Here is a 15,765-nt window from a genome sequence, read left to right on the forward strand (position 1 = left end):
AACCAAATCAGCTACACTATTTACCAAAATTTATAATATAAGCAAGCTGATTGTGAACGAGATAGAGCGTTCAGTTGAGCATCAAATACTAAGTAATATCTTTATACGTCTACTGGCGCTGATGTTGCGGCCCAGGACAGGGCTATTTTAGCAAGTATTTGCCTGACTTATCACTACTTTAATTATTTATGATTTATATTTAACCAACGATGCCCATTATGACTGATAAAATGACTATAGAGCCTGACATGACCGATAACAATAACGACAATCGCCAACAACAACTAGAGCAGTGGCTGCAGCAAGTATTTACAGATAAAGCTTTTAGTTTGGAGAGTTTGCCTGGTGATGCGAGCGCCCGTCGCTATCATCGCATTCAACTATCAGAAGCTAATAAGCCAGAAAGTACGCGCTATATTGTTATGGACTCTGCTGACGAGCAAGATGCCATGCGTCAGTTTATCAATGTCGCCAAGCTCATGTCGCCTGCCATCAATGTACCGACGCTCGTCGCACAAAATCTGGAAAAAGGGTTTTTGGTACTACAAGATTTTGGTGCTACAGAATTTGCGCATCTGCTCACAGACGCAGCGCCAGCGCAAATTAACGACTATTATCAACTGGCAATGCAGACACTAGTAGCGCTGCAAACGGTACCCGTTGAGGCTGCAAAATCGGAGCACCAGCTGCCAGATTATGATACAGCGCTATTAGATCGTGAGATGACCCTATTTAGCGAATGGTTTATACCTTATATCGGGGTCGATCTAAACGAGACGGTATGGGAGAATTTAAAAACCACATTGATAAATGCAATCTTGTTGCAACCACAAGTAGTTGTCCATCGTGACTATCATAGCCGCAACCTGATGCAAGACCAAGCGGACACATCACGTTTGGGTGTGATTGATTTTCAAGACGCCGTGATCGGCTCTTACACGTATGATTTGGTGTCGCTAGTACGCGATGCCTATGTCGAATGGCCAGAGAGTCAAGTGTCTACATGGATTAACGACTTTTGGCAGTTACAACAGCAAAACTCACTATCTACAGCAGACACTGCGTCACAGCTTGAAAACGATGTGAACGTCATGGGTGTACAGCGTCATCTAAAGGTGCTGGGTATTTTTATTCGATTATCTGAACGTGATGGCAAAGATCGTTATCTAGCGGATATTCCCAAGGTCATGCGTGATCTAATTATTGAATTAAACTGGTTGGCTAAACAAGGAAGTGACGACATCGCGCTTGCCGTTCGACCGTTTAATCAATGGCTACAAGAGACTGTCCTGCCTGCATATCAAGAAAAATTTGCATCACTTTCGCTTTCTTAGGATGAGTCGCTACAATAAACATCAGTTAAACTGATTACTTGAATAATGAGCACTTAAATAACGAGTACTCAAATAATAATATAAAAAGGAGCGTACATGTCGACATCTACGTCTAAGATTACGCAAGCAATGATTTTGGCTGCTGGCAAGGGCACACGTTTGCGTCCATTAACATTAGAGACGCCAAAGCCCTTGGTCGAGGTCGGTGGTCAGCCGCTTATTGTGTGGCACATCAAAGCATTACAGGCAGCAGGTATTACTGACATTACAATCAATGCCTCTTGGTTGGCTGACAAACTTATGGATAGCTTAGGTGATGGGTCGCAATACGGAGTCACGCTGCATTGGTCAGTAGAAGGCGATGAACCGTTAGAGACGGCAGGTGGTATCTTTCAAGCGCTACAATCAGGAAAGCTGCGAGATGAGCCGTTTATTTTGGTCAACTCTGATGTTTGGACGACCTACAATTTCGCTCAGTTACAAGACTATGTGCTGAGCGCCGACCAGCGCGCGCATTTGCTACTCATTGATAACCCAGAGCACAACAATGGTGGCGATTTTGCGATCAACAATGGTCTGGCTAGTGAGCACCCGGTTGGCGACGCAGACAAATATACCTTTGCAGGTATTAGTGTGATGTCACCCGCATTGGTCGAGGGATTAGTACCAGGGCAGCCTGCTGCATTGGCGCCGCTGCTCAAGCAGGCGATGATTAAGTTTCAGATTACTGCTGAAGTGATTACGGATAACTGGATAGACGTGGGCACCCCTGAACGTCTGACACAAGTAAATGACTTTGTTGAACAAAATGATATGGAGAGTCACCAAGGTAGAGCAGACTAGCTAATTTAGCAAAAACTCACAAAAAAGCAGCGTTGAATCATCAACGCTGCTTTTTTATGGGTTTCGACATTTATCTTCAATGTCAGTAGCTATAGTCCCAGATGCTGTTTATTAAACACCCATAGCAAGTTTAATGAGCTGTGCAATCGTAAACACAACTAAAAACCCTGCTGTATATAGACCAATAAACCATAACCATTGAGATTGTTTTTTACTGAGCTTTTTCATATCTTTCTCCTGATTAGCGTATGAACAGTGGCTATCGACTATCAACAGTAATAGCCACCGTTTCTAGCTGATCCGTTACTTATCACTATTAGCAATTAGTACATCGGATTATGATCAGATTTACCCTTGAACGTATAGTAAGCAAAAGCGGTATAGCTCAAGATAATCGGTAGCATGATAACCGCGCCAATAAGCATAAATGATAGCGAAGTATCCGCCGCCGCTGCCTCATAAATCGTCATCTGATACGGTACGATATATGGGAATAGCGCAAAACAAACACCAATATAACCCATCAGAAATAGCGCAACCGTCAATAAAAACGGACGATATTCACGCTCGGTCTTCAAGTCTTTACGCATGACAAAGAACAAAATCACAGCAATGACAGGCATAGGGGCAAGATATAGCAGCTCTGGAAAACCAAACCATCCTTCTAACGCATCAATGTCCGAGAAGTACATAAACGCGGTGACGACAATCATCGCTACCACTAAGGCGCTCAGCATCCAGCCTGAGACTCTACGCGCCCATACTTGTAGAGTATGTTCTGTTTTTATGATAAGCCATGTCGAGCCAAGTAAGGCATAACCAATAATCATGGCAAATCCGCAAACGATCGAGAAAGGCGTAAACCAATCAAACGGACCACCAGTATAGAGACGGTTGCTGGCCTCTAGCCCTTGCACCAACGCCCCAAGCATAATGCCCTGAGAAAAGGTAGCAACGACTGAGCCTACAAAAAAGAAAGTGTCCCATACATGTCGACGCGACGATGACTTGAAGCGAAACTCAAACGCTACCCCGCGCATGATAAGACCGAACAGCATGGCAGTCACAGGCAGGTAGAGACCTGTCATGATAATACCGTAAGCAACAGGGAATGCGGCAAATAGACCGCCTCCGCCTAACACTAACCATGTCTCGTTACCATCCCAAAAAGGGGCGATAGAATTCATCATACGACTGCGATTTTTGTCTGAGCCTGCAAATGGGAATAAAATTCCGCAGCCCAAATCAAACCCATCAAGCAGCACATAGATAAAGACAGATAAAGCAATCAATCCGCCCCAAATGAGAGGTAAGTCTAATACATCACCGAAGTTAAACATTAGCGTAATCCTCCATCATCGACGTCATCTGCAGGCGCATCTAAGTCCTCTTCAGTATTTTTGGCAGGATTGCTATCGCCACTCAATGCGCGACCTTGGCTTTCTGTTACTGAGTGCTCATAGAAGTTGTCTTCAGCAGGGTCTGTATAAGGCTTAGGACCTTGAGCAATCAAGCGTAAGATATAAAAACTACCGGCACCAAAAACAAATATATAGAGCACAATGAAGCCAATGAGTGTCGTAGCCACTTGCTGCGCTGCAAGAGGAGACATACTTTCAGCAGTACGAATCACCCCATATACTGTCCAAGGCTGACGTCCTGTCTCAGTCACGAACCAACCGGACAATAGAGCAATAAAACCAAGCGGGGTCATCATCATCCACGCACGGTGGAACCATACGCTATCAGAATTGAATTGTTGTTTCTTAAAGTATTTGTAGAGACTAAATAAGCCAACCAGTACCATAAGCATACCGATACCAACCATGATACGAAATGCCCAGAACACAATGATGACCGGTGGCTGATCTTCAGGGGCCCAGTTCTTCAGACCTTTGACTTCACCATCCAATGAATGGGTAAGAATCAAACCAGTCACATAAGGAATTTTTACTTCATATTTATTGGTCTGGTTTTCTTGATCAGGAATCGCAAATAGTCGTAGAGCGGCACCGCGCTCATCTTCCCAGATACCCTCCATTGCAGCCACTTTGGCTGGTTGGTGCTCAAGCGTATTTAGACCATGCTCATCTCCAATCAATACCTGCGCTGGCGCGACAAAGATAGCCATAATCATCGCCATACCAAGCATCACGCGACCATGCTCACGGTGATCGGCGTGTTTTTTGGATTGGATATAGTAAGCACCAATACCACCGATAACAAAGGCAGTCGTTAAGAATGCTGCAGTCATCATATGGGCGTAGCGGTAGGGGAACGAAGGATTGAAAATGATCTCAAGCCAGTCGGTTGGATAAAGTAAACCGTCTGCACCCATCATAAAACCTTGAGGGGTTTGCATAAAGCTGTTGGCAGACAGGATCCAAAATCCCGAGATTAGCGTACCGATGGCGACAATGGCAGTCGAGGCAAAGTGCATGCGCTTGCTGACACGTCCCCAGCCAAATAGCATGATACCCAAAAAAGAAGCTTCTAAGAAAAACGCGGTCAATACTTCATAGGCGAGTAGTGGGCCTAAAACGTTACCTGCCTTGTCAGAGAAGACAGCCCAGTTGGTACCGAACTGGTAAGACATCACCACGCCAGATACCACACCCAGACCGAAAACGACGGCAAATATCTTGACCCAATGCTTATAAACTTCAGCATAGATAGGATTACCAGTTCTCAACCAGCGAAATTCAAGCACTGCAAGCCAGCTGGCAAGTCCGATAGAGAAGGCAGGAAAGACAATATGAAACGAGATAACAAAAGCAAACTGAATGCGTGCGAGCATCAGCGCATCGAGCTGGTCTATCATAAATGTAGCGAACATAAACGGTTACTCTCATCTGTTAGCTGAATAGCGCTGGCTTCCGTACAACGCTCAAGTAACTGTCCGTAACTGTACATAGATCAAGGTGACAATGATTACGGGCAATGGCTTTTGGTGATACAAACGTTAGCAACATTAGGCATAAATTGTGGCTAAGCTTGCGAGTCACGGTTTAGCTGGATTGAATAATTTATGTCCCTATAAATTCATATATTACAGTCATGTGCTATAGATATATTATGCGCTTCCCTAGATAGTCACGCAACCCGAGTAGGTAGCCAGTCACCTACCTAACAGTCATCGAAATAATTGCTAATCGCCCTTGAAAAATAATACTAATTTTATAAAAAACAATAGCTTAAAAATTAGCCATATCGTTTAAGGAAGCTACTGTCCCAGTTTTTGTGTGGTGATCCACGCTACCAGATACCCATAGATAACAAAAACATACATCATTCTTGTAACTGTTTATGAAGTATTCTTCGTAACGTCAAAATAGTCTGTGGATTGGTTTGGATACTATGACCACCGCTAATAATAGTTTCAGAAGCAGCGCCATCTAAGTGCGCGCTAGTATAAGGAACGATACCATCTGACAGGCGTTCAGTCAGTGCTTGGCTAATATCATCATTGACAGTCACCGCTGCGACTGTTGGCGTAGCGGATTGATCAGATGTGTTTTCTGTCACGCTAACACTAGCATTCTCGTCTTCGAGATTTTTTTCTCTCGCTTGAGATAGGTCGACTTTGACACCCTCTGGCTGTGTTTGTGCCAGCCCTTGGGTAATGTCGGCATCATTATTGGCAATAATCGAATGATAGGTCACACGGTCATTAATCGTCAGGTCTTTGGTCAGTTCAATAAAAGAGGACTTATTACTTAACTGACTGGCACCGTTTTGTAAGTACAAGGCCCCTAATGGGTTTTGCGCCAGATCGCCTTGTGTCGCAATGGTGGCTAAGTTGTCAGTGACGGTCTTCGCCAACCCAACTGGCAAATAGACAATGCGGCGCAGTGCACGCGTGAACCAGCGGTCTGCATAGTCAGTACCTCGAAAGGGTGCGGACAAAAACACAGCGGTATCGACTTGTGGCAGTGATTGTAGCTCAAACCGTTTTTTGAGTTCTTTTTCACCGAAAGAGGCTTTGAGTGCATCACGAATTTGTCGTTTTTCGCTATTGGACAGCACCTCTTGGTCATCCAGTCTGTCTAAGTCATCAACCAAATCATCATCAGATAGCATCATTCTGGCAATGAGTGCTCCCATACTGTGGCTGATAATCAGACTGTTCTGACTGGCGCGGTTTTGCCCATTGGGATCCGTCTGCTCATAAGTACTATTGATTAACTGTTGAATTTGATAGCGATTTTCTAAAATAGGTAAGTTGGTTGGATAAAATATCTGCCAAACTTGGTAGTTGTCACGCAGTTTGTCGTCATTAAGAATATCGTTGGTCAGATTAACCCATGTTGCCGGACTAGAGGCCAGACCATGCAGCATAATGATGACACGCTTATCAGGATCATAAGGCTCAAGCATAAAGAGTTTAGGCAGTCTTGCCTCCGGCTGACGCGTGATCAAGTTCAGATAGCCGACACTATCCAATTGGTTTTCTGCGAGCCACATGCCGTAGCCTGCTGAAAAGTTGGCAGCCAAAGGGTAGTTATCGTTGAGGACGTTGACAGTCTCGGTCTGGTAAGGGTTGTACAAATGAACGTCGAGCTGACGACTACCCAACACATCCAATACACTATCACCGCTTGGTTTTATCAGGCCTGTTAGCAGTAGGTGACCTGTAGGGTAAATGCGAGTGCTTGGTTCACTCTCCGTTTTATTCTTATCATCATCGGCTAATCGACCTGATAGAGAGGACGTGAGTAACTGACGAATGGTCGTGGTATAACGATCGTCCAATGAAGCAACCAAGCTGATGCCCAAACCTGGGCGTTTACTGACAGAGTTAAGCCCAGACAGACGCAGCTCATAAGTGGAGACTAAATCTGCTAGTGCAGAGTCTTGCTTATGAGCATTTTGCAGATAGTTGTTTTCATTTGGCAAATAAATACCAAGGTTATAGCCATCTACCTGTACATTCATGACCTTGATCTGATCAACCGCTTTGCCTTGTAGCGGTGCGCGATTGGCAATGGCTGCTTGCTCGCTACTATCGCGTTTAGCAGCAGGGATAGGCAGGTATTCTACCTTTGTGTCATTCATCAACTTATCGGCGTCTTCTGTCGATCGATAAAGCTGAGTGATGACATCATTGCTAGCAGCATTATAGATATCTTGGGTCTGAATATCATTGTCAGTTGGGATGCGAGTCTGTGCGTGGGCACTACTGTAACTCTTATCGGCACCCTCAAAGTCATGGGTCAAGCTGTCATAAAACAAATAGGTATAGCTGGATTTTACGGCATCAAATAGTCGTTCCTGGTAGCTATTAAGACATAGATTGGTTGCGTCTTGCTGTTTTTTCGCATCAGCGTCGCTCAAAGGCGCGTTGGCATAATAGGGATCAAGTGGCGGTCGAGCAAGGGCGTTACGACAGTTTTGTGAATCGGCGAGCTGGCGCGCTTTTGCGTAGTGCAATTCCGCAAAAATAGCCAGTGCAGGTCGGTAGTGCTTATTTAAAATACTGTCAGTAAGCTGGGTCAAACACAACTCAAATTGCTGCAAGCAGGCTTGTTCATTTAGACCTGCAGATAACAAGGCAGATGCAGTATCGCTGCTCAGCTCATTGTCAGTGACAATGTTGCCGCGCTGTGCTGAGATGGTCTTGGCTGATGCTTGTCTTTCTACCGAGACGACACTACATGCTGGTAGTAGGGTAGCCGCTACCAATAATACGACTGAAGTAACAAACGGCGTTTTTTTATTGGTGGATATCATCGTATGCTTGCTAGGGCTAACAGGAGTCATAGGTCAGTCCAGTAAAAGGGTAGTTTTGAGAAGAGATCAATTAAAATACTTTTGGCTATAATGAGTGTAGCGCAACTTGTGACATTAGACTATGTTATTTGAGATGCTATGACTAAGTGGTAAGTTTCAAAACGAGAGTATTTGCTTAGATAAGCTGAGGTAACCACTAGAGCGCTATAATTATTATTGTAACAGACACAAAAAAGCGCCTGTGTTTGTATTAATGGTTATATTAATAGAACAAAGGCGCTTTTCTGTTTGGAGCTATTGTGTCGAGCTAGTGTTGTGGTTTACTCATTTTAGTCATAAACCTGCAGACTCAATCTACGCACCGGGTTTGACATTGATGTCAGGTGCTGGAATATCCCAAATGTAGAACTTACCTTCTTCAACGAGTTTGATTTGTTGAGGGATAACCGTATTGTTAGGGTATTGTCCCTCAAGGCGACGTAAGCGCTCTAATGCATTAGCACGGCGATCACTGAGTAGGTCTGATTGCGCCAAGCTTTGTTCAGCTTCGGTATAGCCAACAGAAACCGCTTTCTCTAGATACTTTTGACCTTCCTTAAACCCGCCACCTTCTGATAGCATCATACCGTATAAGAAATTAGCTTCGCCGCTATTTGGCTGAATTTTAATGGCACGGTCAACATACTGTCCGCCGCGCACCGTATAGTCTGAGCCTAGATCTAGATTTCGACCCATACCATTTAGTTTGGCTGCACGGAGCAAGACGTCATAAGAGGCATTTGGTGATTTGGCATACGGCTCGATCCAGTCGGTCAAGACTTTGATTTTTTCGCGCGTGTAATGGCGCTGAGTGCGGTTAGGGAAGTTTGGTGGATAGTGACGAGCATTAGGCGATACATCTGCGATGAAGTCATCAAGTAAGCTGACGTCAAGTTTATCAGTACCTAGACCTGTTTGCTGTGGAATCAGTACGGTCTTAACAAAGCTCATATCTGAAAGCTGTACTCGCGGTGTTGGAATATTTGGCAACTGACCGCTACGAAGATCAATACCGGCAGCAGACATTGGACCAGGCTCATAGACGCGAGTGGTACCACTGATCACGGGGGCATTAGCTGGACTCATCATTTGTGATGCTGGTGGCTGAGCGGCGCTGACAGGTACACGATTTGGTTGAGTATTGCTTGATTGCATCATCTGTGCTGCCTGTGCCGTGCTCAAAGGAGTACGGTTAGGCTGAGCGTTGGTTGACGGCATCATTGGCTGAGTACCAACTGACTGAGTGCCATTAGAAGGAGTAGCTTCTGTTGTGCCTTGAGCTGTATTGGCCACTGCACCTGGCCTTGCCAGACGAATCACACGCTTGCTCGAGTCTACAGCACTGGGTACCGAAGTAGCTGTAGCGTCAGCTTCTGCAGCATGTACAGGTGCTGATAGCATCATCGTACAGGCTGCAGCTAGGGCGGTCAAAGTTGCAAGCTTCGGTGACTTGTTCGGTGACGTGGCAGCAGTATTATTAGAGTAGATAGCTTTCATAGAAATCATTACCTTGTTTAATTTATTTAGTCGTTATTTATTCATTGGCCGGTTGATCATCAGGATATATCGTCACTACCAAATCGTACAAATTTTTAATACCCTAGCAAATTAAGCTTTACGCTATCTGTGGTAGGAATGTTAATCGCTAGTATTGGATACGCTCAACAGTACGCGCCTTACTAGTGATAAAAACAACGATACCCTCATCTACAAATACCTACAAATGATAAGCGGTGGCTTTCATACGATTGGCCATCCAGCGCATGGTCTGGCGGACAGGTGGTGACAATGCAGCGCCGCCACTCGCTAGAGCCAATTCACGATGATGCAGCTCCTCGATATCCATTTGTGCCAGTATCTCTCTTGAACGCTGATCATGTTGTGGTAACTGATCGATATGGTCTTGGAGATGCTCGCTGACCTGCGCTTCTGTCTCCGCGACAAACCCCAGACTAAACTCATTTGAGATCGCCCCTGCGACTGCACCCAGCCCAAAAGACATGCAATACCAAAGCGGTGTAAAGACACTAGCATGGCTACCGAGCTCGTTTAAGCGCGTTTCGCACCAGACCAAATGATCGACTTCTTCTTCAGCAGACTCTTGCATGGCTTGTTTTACATCTGTGTCTTTGGCTGCAAATGCCTGCCCGTGGTATAGACCTTGCGCACAGACCTCACCAGTATGGTTGATACGCATCAATCCTGCGACATGACGCGCCTCAGTGATGGTCAGCTCAGGAATCTCATCACTGCTCACCGGTAACGGGCGCGCACTGGGGTTTGAGTTTGGAACGACAGCTCGTAATGCTTTGTCGACCCCAAGTAGTAATTGGTCGACTTTGGATAAGGGACGCAGGGCCATGGTTCACTCCTGATGGCGTTAAATTCTATCAATAAAATAAGAGTAGCGACTGCTCTCAGGCAATAATCCTATACACAGCTTTTATGCACATTACTATAGCAAACAATCCAAATTATCGGCATCAATATTATGATCTTGAGCACTATCAATTGCTATAGCCAACCAAGTTCAATATTACCTGTTCAAAGGGCTGTTTTTTATAAGATCACTCTTATGGGGTTATCTCGTCATTGGTTTGAATGACGGCATGTTTGATATGCTTGTTCAATTTAATATATAAAAAAGCACCAAAGGCAATATTGAGCACACCAGTGACCAAAAATAGTTGCGGTAGACTTAGTCCTAGTGAGTTTAAGATAACAATCGCAAAAATCGCTGATGTCACCATAAATATCGCATTAAAGATATTGTTAGCACCTACAATACGTGCGCGGTGGCTTTTAGGGGCGTAGGCCTGCATCGAGGCATACAAAGGCACAATATATAAACCACCACTGAACCCCAAAAAGAACAAATCAGCAAAAACGCGCCAGCTACCACTCGTACCAAACAAATCACCAATACCGAGCAATACATCATTATTCACGTTTATGTTTAAGCTGGATAGGGAAAAGTACAAATCAATAGCAAAGATACTCAATCCAGCAATACCGAACGGCAGCAAGCGTAAGCTCACTTGATTTTTGGTCAACGATTTGCATAATAGTGATCCGATCGATACCCCGACCGAAAACAGCGTCAATAAAAAGATAACGACTGACTCATCACCGTGCAAAATTACCTTGCTAAATTCTGGTACTTGAGTCAAAAAGGTCGCCCCATAGAACCAGAACCAGCTGTTGCCAAGAATGACAAAGAATAAAAACGGCAGTGAATATAAGTAGCGTACCGTGGACAAACTGGTAGTGATGATATTCCAGTTGACCTTGAGGTCCGGCTGCATGGCTGGCATATTAGGAATATAACGAGCCGCTAGATAGCCTAATACAGCGACAACTAATACCGTGGCACTGATCCAATACAACGATTGGGATAGCTGAGTCAATATGCCAGCGACGATCATACCAACAAGAATAGCCAAGGACGTACCCATCTGAAACAGACCATTAGCACCGACCAGCTCATCTTCTTTCATAGCTTGGGGCAGATACGCGTACTTAATCGGTCCAAAGAAGGTCGAGTGCGTACCCATCAAAAACAAGGCGACAAATAAGAGCGCATACCACTCAAAGACAAAGCCGACCGCAGCGATTGCCATAATGACCAGCTCAAGCATTTTGATAAATCGTGTGAGCTTTGATTTTTCATACTTATCAGCAATCTGTCCTGCCAATGCCGAAAACAAAAAGTAAGGCAGAATAAATAGCATCGCCGCCAAATTATTTAAAATACTGACTTCTACACCCAACTGACTGGCAGCGGTATAGGTAAGAACCAATATGAGCGCTTGTTTGAATATATTGTCATTAAACGCGCCCAAAAACTGGGTGAAAAACATGGCGCTAAAACGGCGGCGCTTGAACAACTGAAACTGATTGGACATGAACGTTCCTACAGATGAGACGCGGCTAATAAAGTAAGAAAAAGCCCTGAATATAGCTTATAGTATTATGGTAATCGTCAGTATTATCAAAAACTTATCAAAATATAGCATAGGTTTTATGAATATTAAGCCGTATAATAGCAAGGCTTAGGTAAAAATACATGTAACCTGCGCTATGATTTCATAATTAACTAAGTTATGATTTGTAAATTTTATATGGTTGTATTAAAAGGTGCGAGCGACGGTAAAGTTGACGACCTGCTATCAATCAAAACTGTCTGTATGGTGTCATGGTTCTAGTGCTACCGTTTGCATTGGTAACGTCCATCATTGAGAGCAAAGTAGTCAACCATTCATTCAGCAAACTGCGATAAGCTTATTCACCGGTCAGACTTAGCGATAGCTATCGTTAATAAAAGTGCGCCGTGTGAGGCGATAGGACACAGATATGACACAGCACCCTTTAACTCGAGCACGCAACACAACCACAAAGCAGCGTGATAGGGTGAGTATTCAAAGCAACACCAGTATTCAAAGCGTCTATGTCACCGCGCCGCGTATGTATTTTAAGCGCTCAGCACTTTGTACTGCGCTAGCAACCAGTCTAAGTATTGCCCCTGTAGCATTGGCGGAAACAACCAGTAGCACAGGGGTTACAAACCAATTTACCAGCAATCAGATGGTTAGTAACCAAGCTGCTGACAATCAATCAGCTACGCTATCAGACGATGATACCCAGCTAAATGCTGCCTTGGATGCGTTGCGTCTAAAAAAAGCCGTAGAACAAGGCATCATCGATCAGTCGGTCTTAGATGACTATAACGAACAAACCCTAGGTAACCAAACCTCTGGTGCTAATCAGTCGTCCACTCAAAATAGCAGTGTTCAAAGTAGCAGTGTTCAAAGTAGCAGCTCCCAAAACAACACCCTTCGAAATTCGAACCTCTTTAATGATGATTTGTTGCAGCAGGCAACGGCCGTACAGCAACAAGGCTATCAGATGATGACGCCTGAGCAGATCGATCGTGAGCTTGCGATGCTGGACTTGCAAAACGCTCAAGATATTGACAACATAAATAATATCAGTGGCGACAGTGCCTTTGATGCGCCAATCGCCACGTTAGATGATACAACACCGCCTATAGGCTTGGATATTGATCTGGATGCGACCAATCTACCCACACCTAGCAATCTTGATACCTTAGGTACAGGGGAGACGATAGAGGAACGGGCAGCTACTGCTGAGATTATGGCACGTCCTATTGATGTCAGTGATTCTGTAAGTAGCGGACGTGTCAATACAGCAAATAATATCAATGATGAGATAATAGCGGGCAACAGCGATACCTCAGATCAAGGCAGTACGCCTGCAGAAATTATCAATCCTGATGATTATTTACCCGATTACGAAAGCAATACCCAAGCGGTAAATCAAAGTATCGAACAAGCCGATAAACCAAAGCCACGTGCTCGCAACAGAGGCAATATTGTTAAGCGTCTCTATAATCGCTTTTTCAACGGCGGCGTGATGGCACTGCCGAATATAGAGACCACTGTCTATCTAGAGCAACTGTCAGCTGAAGATGCCCCTAATGGTAAGGCTGTACTTGTTGAGGCTGATAACGATATTCAACCGATAAAAAACATCAAAGCTGCACTTGATGATACGTCGGTACAGTCGGTTATTGATTTTACAGCAGCATTGCCACGCTTGCGTGAGACGGCACTAGATGCGGCAAAAGCGGTCGGCTACTATGATGTTACCCTACGTTTGAGCCAGCCTGATCGCGATACAGTCAACGTTGTTATTGAGGCGCTGGGCGAGCCTGTACTTGTAGACAGCCGTATTGTTGAGATTCGCGGTGAAGGTAGCGAGCAAGAAGAGTTTGTTGCGCTCAAAACAGAGCTGCCACCCCAAGAAGGTGATATCTTCAACCACCGTGTGTACAAGAGTAGCAAAGCTGCGCTTGAGTCTTTGAGTAATACCTACGGATATTTTGATCAGTATTGGTTGAACAAATCTGTCGATATTATCTTGCCAGACAACAAAGCTGATGTCTCGTTGGTATACAACACAGGTGACCGCTATGAGTTTGATGATGTGGTTTTCTTTACGTATGACAAAAAGACCAACACGCTGACACAAGACCCTGACAAACTACCAGTAGAGTTGTCATTACTGCAGCAATTGTACGAATTCACACCAGGCGACCCGTTTTATCGCCCATCAGTGACAAAGTTCAGTAATGACTTATCAGCGACCCGTTACTTTAATACTGTCAATGTCGAGTCCATACTGCCACCTGATGATAGTAGTCAAGCGAGTACATTGGCGTTTGACAATACGCCTACCAATAGCGATGGTACATTAGATGATGATGTCAATGACGACAGTATTTTAGATGCTGCCAATGGTAATGGGTTTGCTAGCCTGACTAATAGAGAAGATACTCTCAACGACAATAGCGATATTGGCGGTGAAGGTGACAGCGCATTGACTGCCAACAGCGGGGAGATGGTCAACGAAGCTGATATCGCTGCCATCGAATTTGAAGCTGATGAAGCGACGCTCGATAAACTACAAGCAATAAGACAAAAAGCAGAGCGCTTAAGCCGCCTACCAAATGATCGTGTGCTAGATGAAAAAGACCAAGAAGCTGATAATCTATTAGGAAAAATCAGTGACTCAATCAGTAACGTGGCGCAAAAGATATTCCCTGACGAAGAAAGTATATTGGCCGACGAAAACTTCGTTCCTCCGACATTAGCGGGACGCAAAACGCCGCAAGACGTTGCGACGAGCAAAAAAATACCGCTATATGTTTTTGTAGCTGCTGATAAGCCCCGTGACGCTCAAGTTGGTTTGGGTTATGGTACGGATACAGGGGTTCGAGCGACTGCAAAAATTGATTATAACCTGCTTAACCGTCAGGGTTACCAAGCAGGTGCAGAGACCGAGGTCTCAAGAATTAGCAAAAACGTTGCTGTCTATGCCAGTCGCCCTTGGAACCATCCGCTCAATGATAAGTTGGACGCCCGACTTACTTATGAAGAAGAAGTTATTGACCAAGGTGAAGGTAACTTTGATTTGTCTACCAAAACGCTAAAAGCAGCGCTAGCGCGTAATATCCGTAGTGATAATGGCTGGAATCGCAGCTACTCTGTGCGCTACCGTTTGGATGAGCTTGAGACGGGTGTTGATGGCGCAGCGCTTGATGACTTGCCGATACGCTTTACCTCGTCCAGCCCTAAGCAGCAAGCGTTGCTATTTGGCTATGGTATGAACAAGACTGATACGGATAGTGCTACTAACCCGACGCGCGGTATACGTCAGTATTACTCGATTGAAGCAGGTGCTGATAAAGCACTAAGTGATACGGATTTGGCAATCGTTCGTGCTGGTGTCAGCGGTATCTATAGTTTCGGTGACGACAACAAACACCAAGTGCTAGGTAGCGTGAATGGTGGTTATATTTGGGCGGATGATTTTTATGATGTTCCTTATAAGCTGCGCTTTTTTGCAGGTGGTGATCAGAGCATCCGCGGCTATGATTACGAGAGCCTGTCACCGCTAGAAAATGGTTATCTGACAGGTGGTCAAGTATTGGCGGTCGGTAGTGCAGAGTATAACTATGAGTTCAGACCAGGCTTTCGCGGTGCGTTCTTTACCGATGTTGGTAACGCCTATGACAAAGACTTTGAGACTGAGACAAAAGTCGGCGTTGGTGTTGGTATCCGCTGGGCATCTCCTGTTGGAATGGTGCGCGTCGATGTCGCCGCAGGGGTGACAGAAGAAAGTATTCCTGTGCGCCTACATTTCTTTATTGGCTCACCATTGTAAGTGCTCGCTTTATAAACGTGCAATCAGATTGTTTAAACCGTCTTATCTATTACCCATCGCGCCGATCGCTGGT

10 protein-coding genes are annotated in these 15,765 nt (G+C 44.9%); 3 read left to right on the forward strand and 7 right to left on the reverse strand.

Annotation, left to right across the window (positions count from 1 at the left end):
* The first annotated feature begins 218 nt into the window (after nucleotides 1-218).
* Both AC5JPY_RS11850 and murU read left to right on the forward strand, forming a co-directional pair.
* Nucleotides 219-1,334, forward strand: a complete 1,116-nt coding sequence (locus AC5JPY_RS11850) for an aminoglycoside phosphotransferase family protein (RefSeq protein ID WP_493852559.1) — start codon at nucleotides 219-221, stop codon at nucleotides 1,332-1,334.
* Between the two features lie 96 nt (nucleotides 1,335-1,430).
* The gene (murU, locus tag AC5JPY_RS11855) at nucleotides 1,431-2,177 is read left to right on the forward strand and encodes an N-acetylmuramate alpha-1-phosphate uridylyltransferase MurU (protein ID WP_493852560.1); all 747 of its coding nucleotides are present in this window, start codon (nucleotides 1,431-1,433) and stop codon (nucleotides 2,175-2,177) included.
* Nucleotides 2,178-2,288: 111 nt separating this feature from the next.
* On the opposite strand, the gene AC5JPY_RS11860 is transcribed toward murU, so the two are convergent.
* From AC5JPY_RS11860 to AC5JPY_RS11890, 7 genes are all read right to left on the reverse strand, one after another.
* Complete coding sequence (locus AC5JPY_RS11860; RefSeq protein ID WP_423725573.1) at nucleotides 2,289-2,405, reverse strand: DUF2474 domain-containing protein; 117 nt, start codon at nucleotides 2,403-2,405, stop codon at nucleotides 2,289-2,291.
* A 95-nt stretch (nucleotides 2,406-2,500) separates the two neighbouring features.
* The gene (gene cydB / locus AC5JPY_RS11865; protein ID WP_443524549.1) at nucleotides 2,501-3,517 is read right to left on the reverse strand and encodes a cytochrome d ubiquinol oxidase subunit II; all 1,017 of its coding nucleotides are present in this window, start codon (nucleotides 3,515-3,517) and stop codon (nucleotides 2,501-2,503) included.
* Nucleotides 3,517-5,013, reverse strand: a complete 1,497-nt coding sequence (locus AC5JPY_RS11870) for a cytochrome ubiquinol oxidase subunit I (protein ID WP_442967625.1) — start codon at nucleotides 5,011-5,013, stop codon at nucleotides 3,517-3,519. Before AC5JPY_RS11870 ends, cydB begins: the two co-directional genes overlap by 1 nt.
* 452 nt (nucleotides 5,014-5,465) lie before the next feature.
* Nucleotides 5,466-7,937, reverse strand: a complete 2,472-nt coding sequence (locus tag AC5JPY_RS11875) for an esterase/lipase family protein (protein WP_493852561.1) — start codon at nucleotides 7,935-7,937, stop codon at nucleotides 5,466-5,468.
* A 324-nt stretch (nucleotides 7,938-8,261) separates the two neighbouring features.
* Nucleotides 8,262-9,443, reverse strand: a complete 1,182-nt coding sequence (locus AC5JPY_RS11880; protein WP_493852562.1) for a tetratricopeptide repeat protein — start codon at nucleotides 9,441-9,443, stop codon at nucleotides 8,262-8,264.
* Nucleotides 9,444-9,663: 220 nt separating this feature from the next.
* The gene (gene coq7, locus AC5JPY_RS11885) at nucleotides 9,664-10,302 is read right to left on the reverse strand and encodes a 2-polyprenyl-3-methyl-6-methoxy-1,4-benzoquinone monooxygenase (protein WP_493852737.1); all 639 of its coding nucleotides are present in this window, start codon (nucleotides 10,300-10,302) and stop codon (nucleotides 9,664-9,666) included.
* A 217-nt stretch (nucleotides 10,303-10,519) separates the two neighbouring features.
* Entirely contained in the window at nucleotides 10,520-11,851 is a 1,332-nt protein-coding gene (locus tag AC5JPY_RS11890; protein ID WP_493852563.1) for an MFS transporter, read from the reverse strand.
* A gap of 448 nt (nucleotides 11,852-12,299) precedes the next feature.
* Between AC5JPY_RS11890 and AC5JPY_RS11895 the strand changes: the two genes are divergently transcribed.
* Entirely contained in the window at nucleotides 12,300-15,692 is a 3,393-nt protein-coding gene (locus AC5JPY_RS11895) for an autotransporter assembly complex protein TamA (RefSeq protein WP_493852564.1), read from the forward strand.
* The last annotated feature ends 73 nt before the right edge of the window (nucleotides 15,693-15,765 follow it).

It is taken from the genome of Psychrobacter sp. H27, assembly GCF_059072655.1.

Excerpts from the sequence above, each read along its gene's own strand:
- AC5JPY_RS11850 (WP_493852559.1), top strand. The coding sequence starts at position 219 with ATGACTGATAAAATGACTATAGAGCCTGACATGACCGATAACAATAAC.
- murU (WP_493852560.1), top strand. The coding sequence starts at position 1,431 with ATGTCGACATCTACGTCTAAGATTACGCAAGCAATGATTTTGGCTGCT.
- AC5JPY_RS11860 (WP_423725573.1), bottom strand. The coding sequence starts at position 2,405 with ATGAAAAAGCTCAGTAAAAAACAATCTCAATGGTTATGGTTTATTGGT.
- cydB (WP_443524549.1), bottom strand. The coding sequence starts at position 3,517 with ATGTTTAACTTCGGTGATGTATTAGACTTACCTCTCATTTGGGGCGGA.
- AC5JPY_RS11870 (WP_442967625.1), bottom strand. The coding sequence starts at position 5,013 with ATGTTCGCTACATTTATGATAGACCAGCTCGATGCGCTGATGCTCGCA.
- AC5JPY_RS11875 (WP_493852561.1), bottom strand. The coding sequence starts at position 7,937 with ATGACTCCTGTTAGCCCTAGCAAGCATACGATGATATCCACCAATAAA.
- AC5JPY_RS11880 (WP_493852562.1), bottom strand. The coding sequence starts at position 9,443 with ATGAAAGCTATCTACTCTAATAATACTGCTGCCACGTCACCGAACAAG.
- AC5JPY_RS11890 (WP_493852563.1), bottom strand. The coding sequence starts at position 11,851 with ATGTCCAATCAGTTTCAGTTGTTCAAGCGCCGCCGTTTTAGCGCCATG.
- AC5JPY_RS11895 (WP_493852564.1), top strand. The coding sequence starts at position 12,300 with ATGACACAGCACCCTTTAACTCGAGCACGCAACACAACCACAAAGCAG.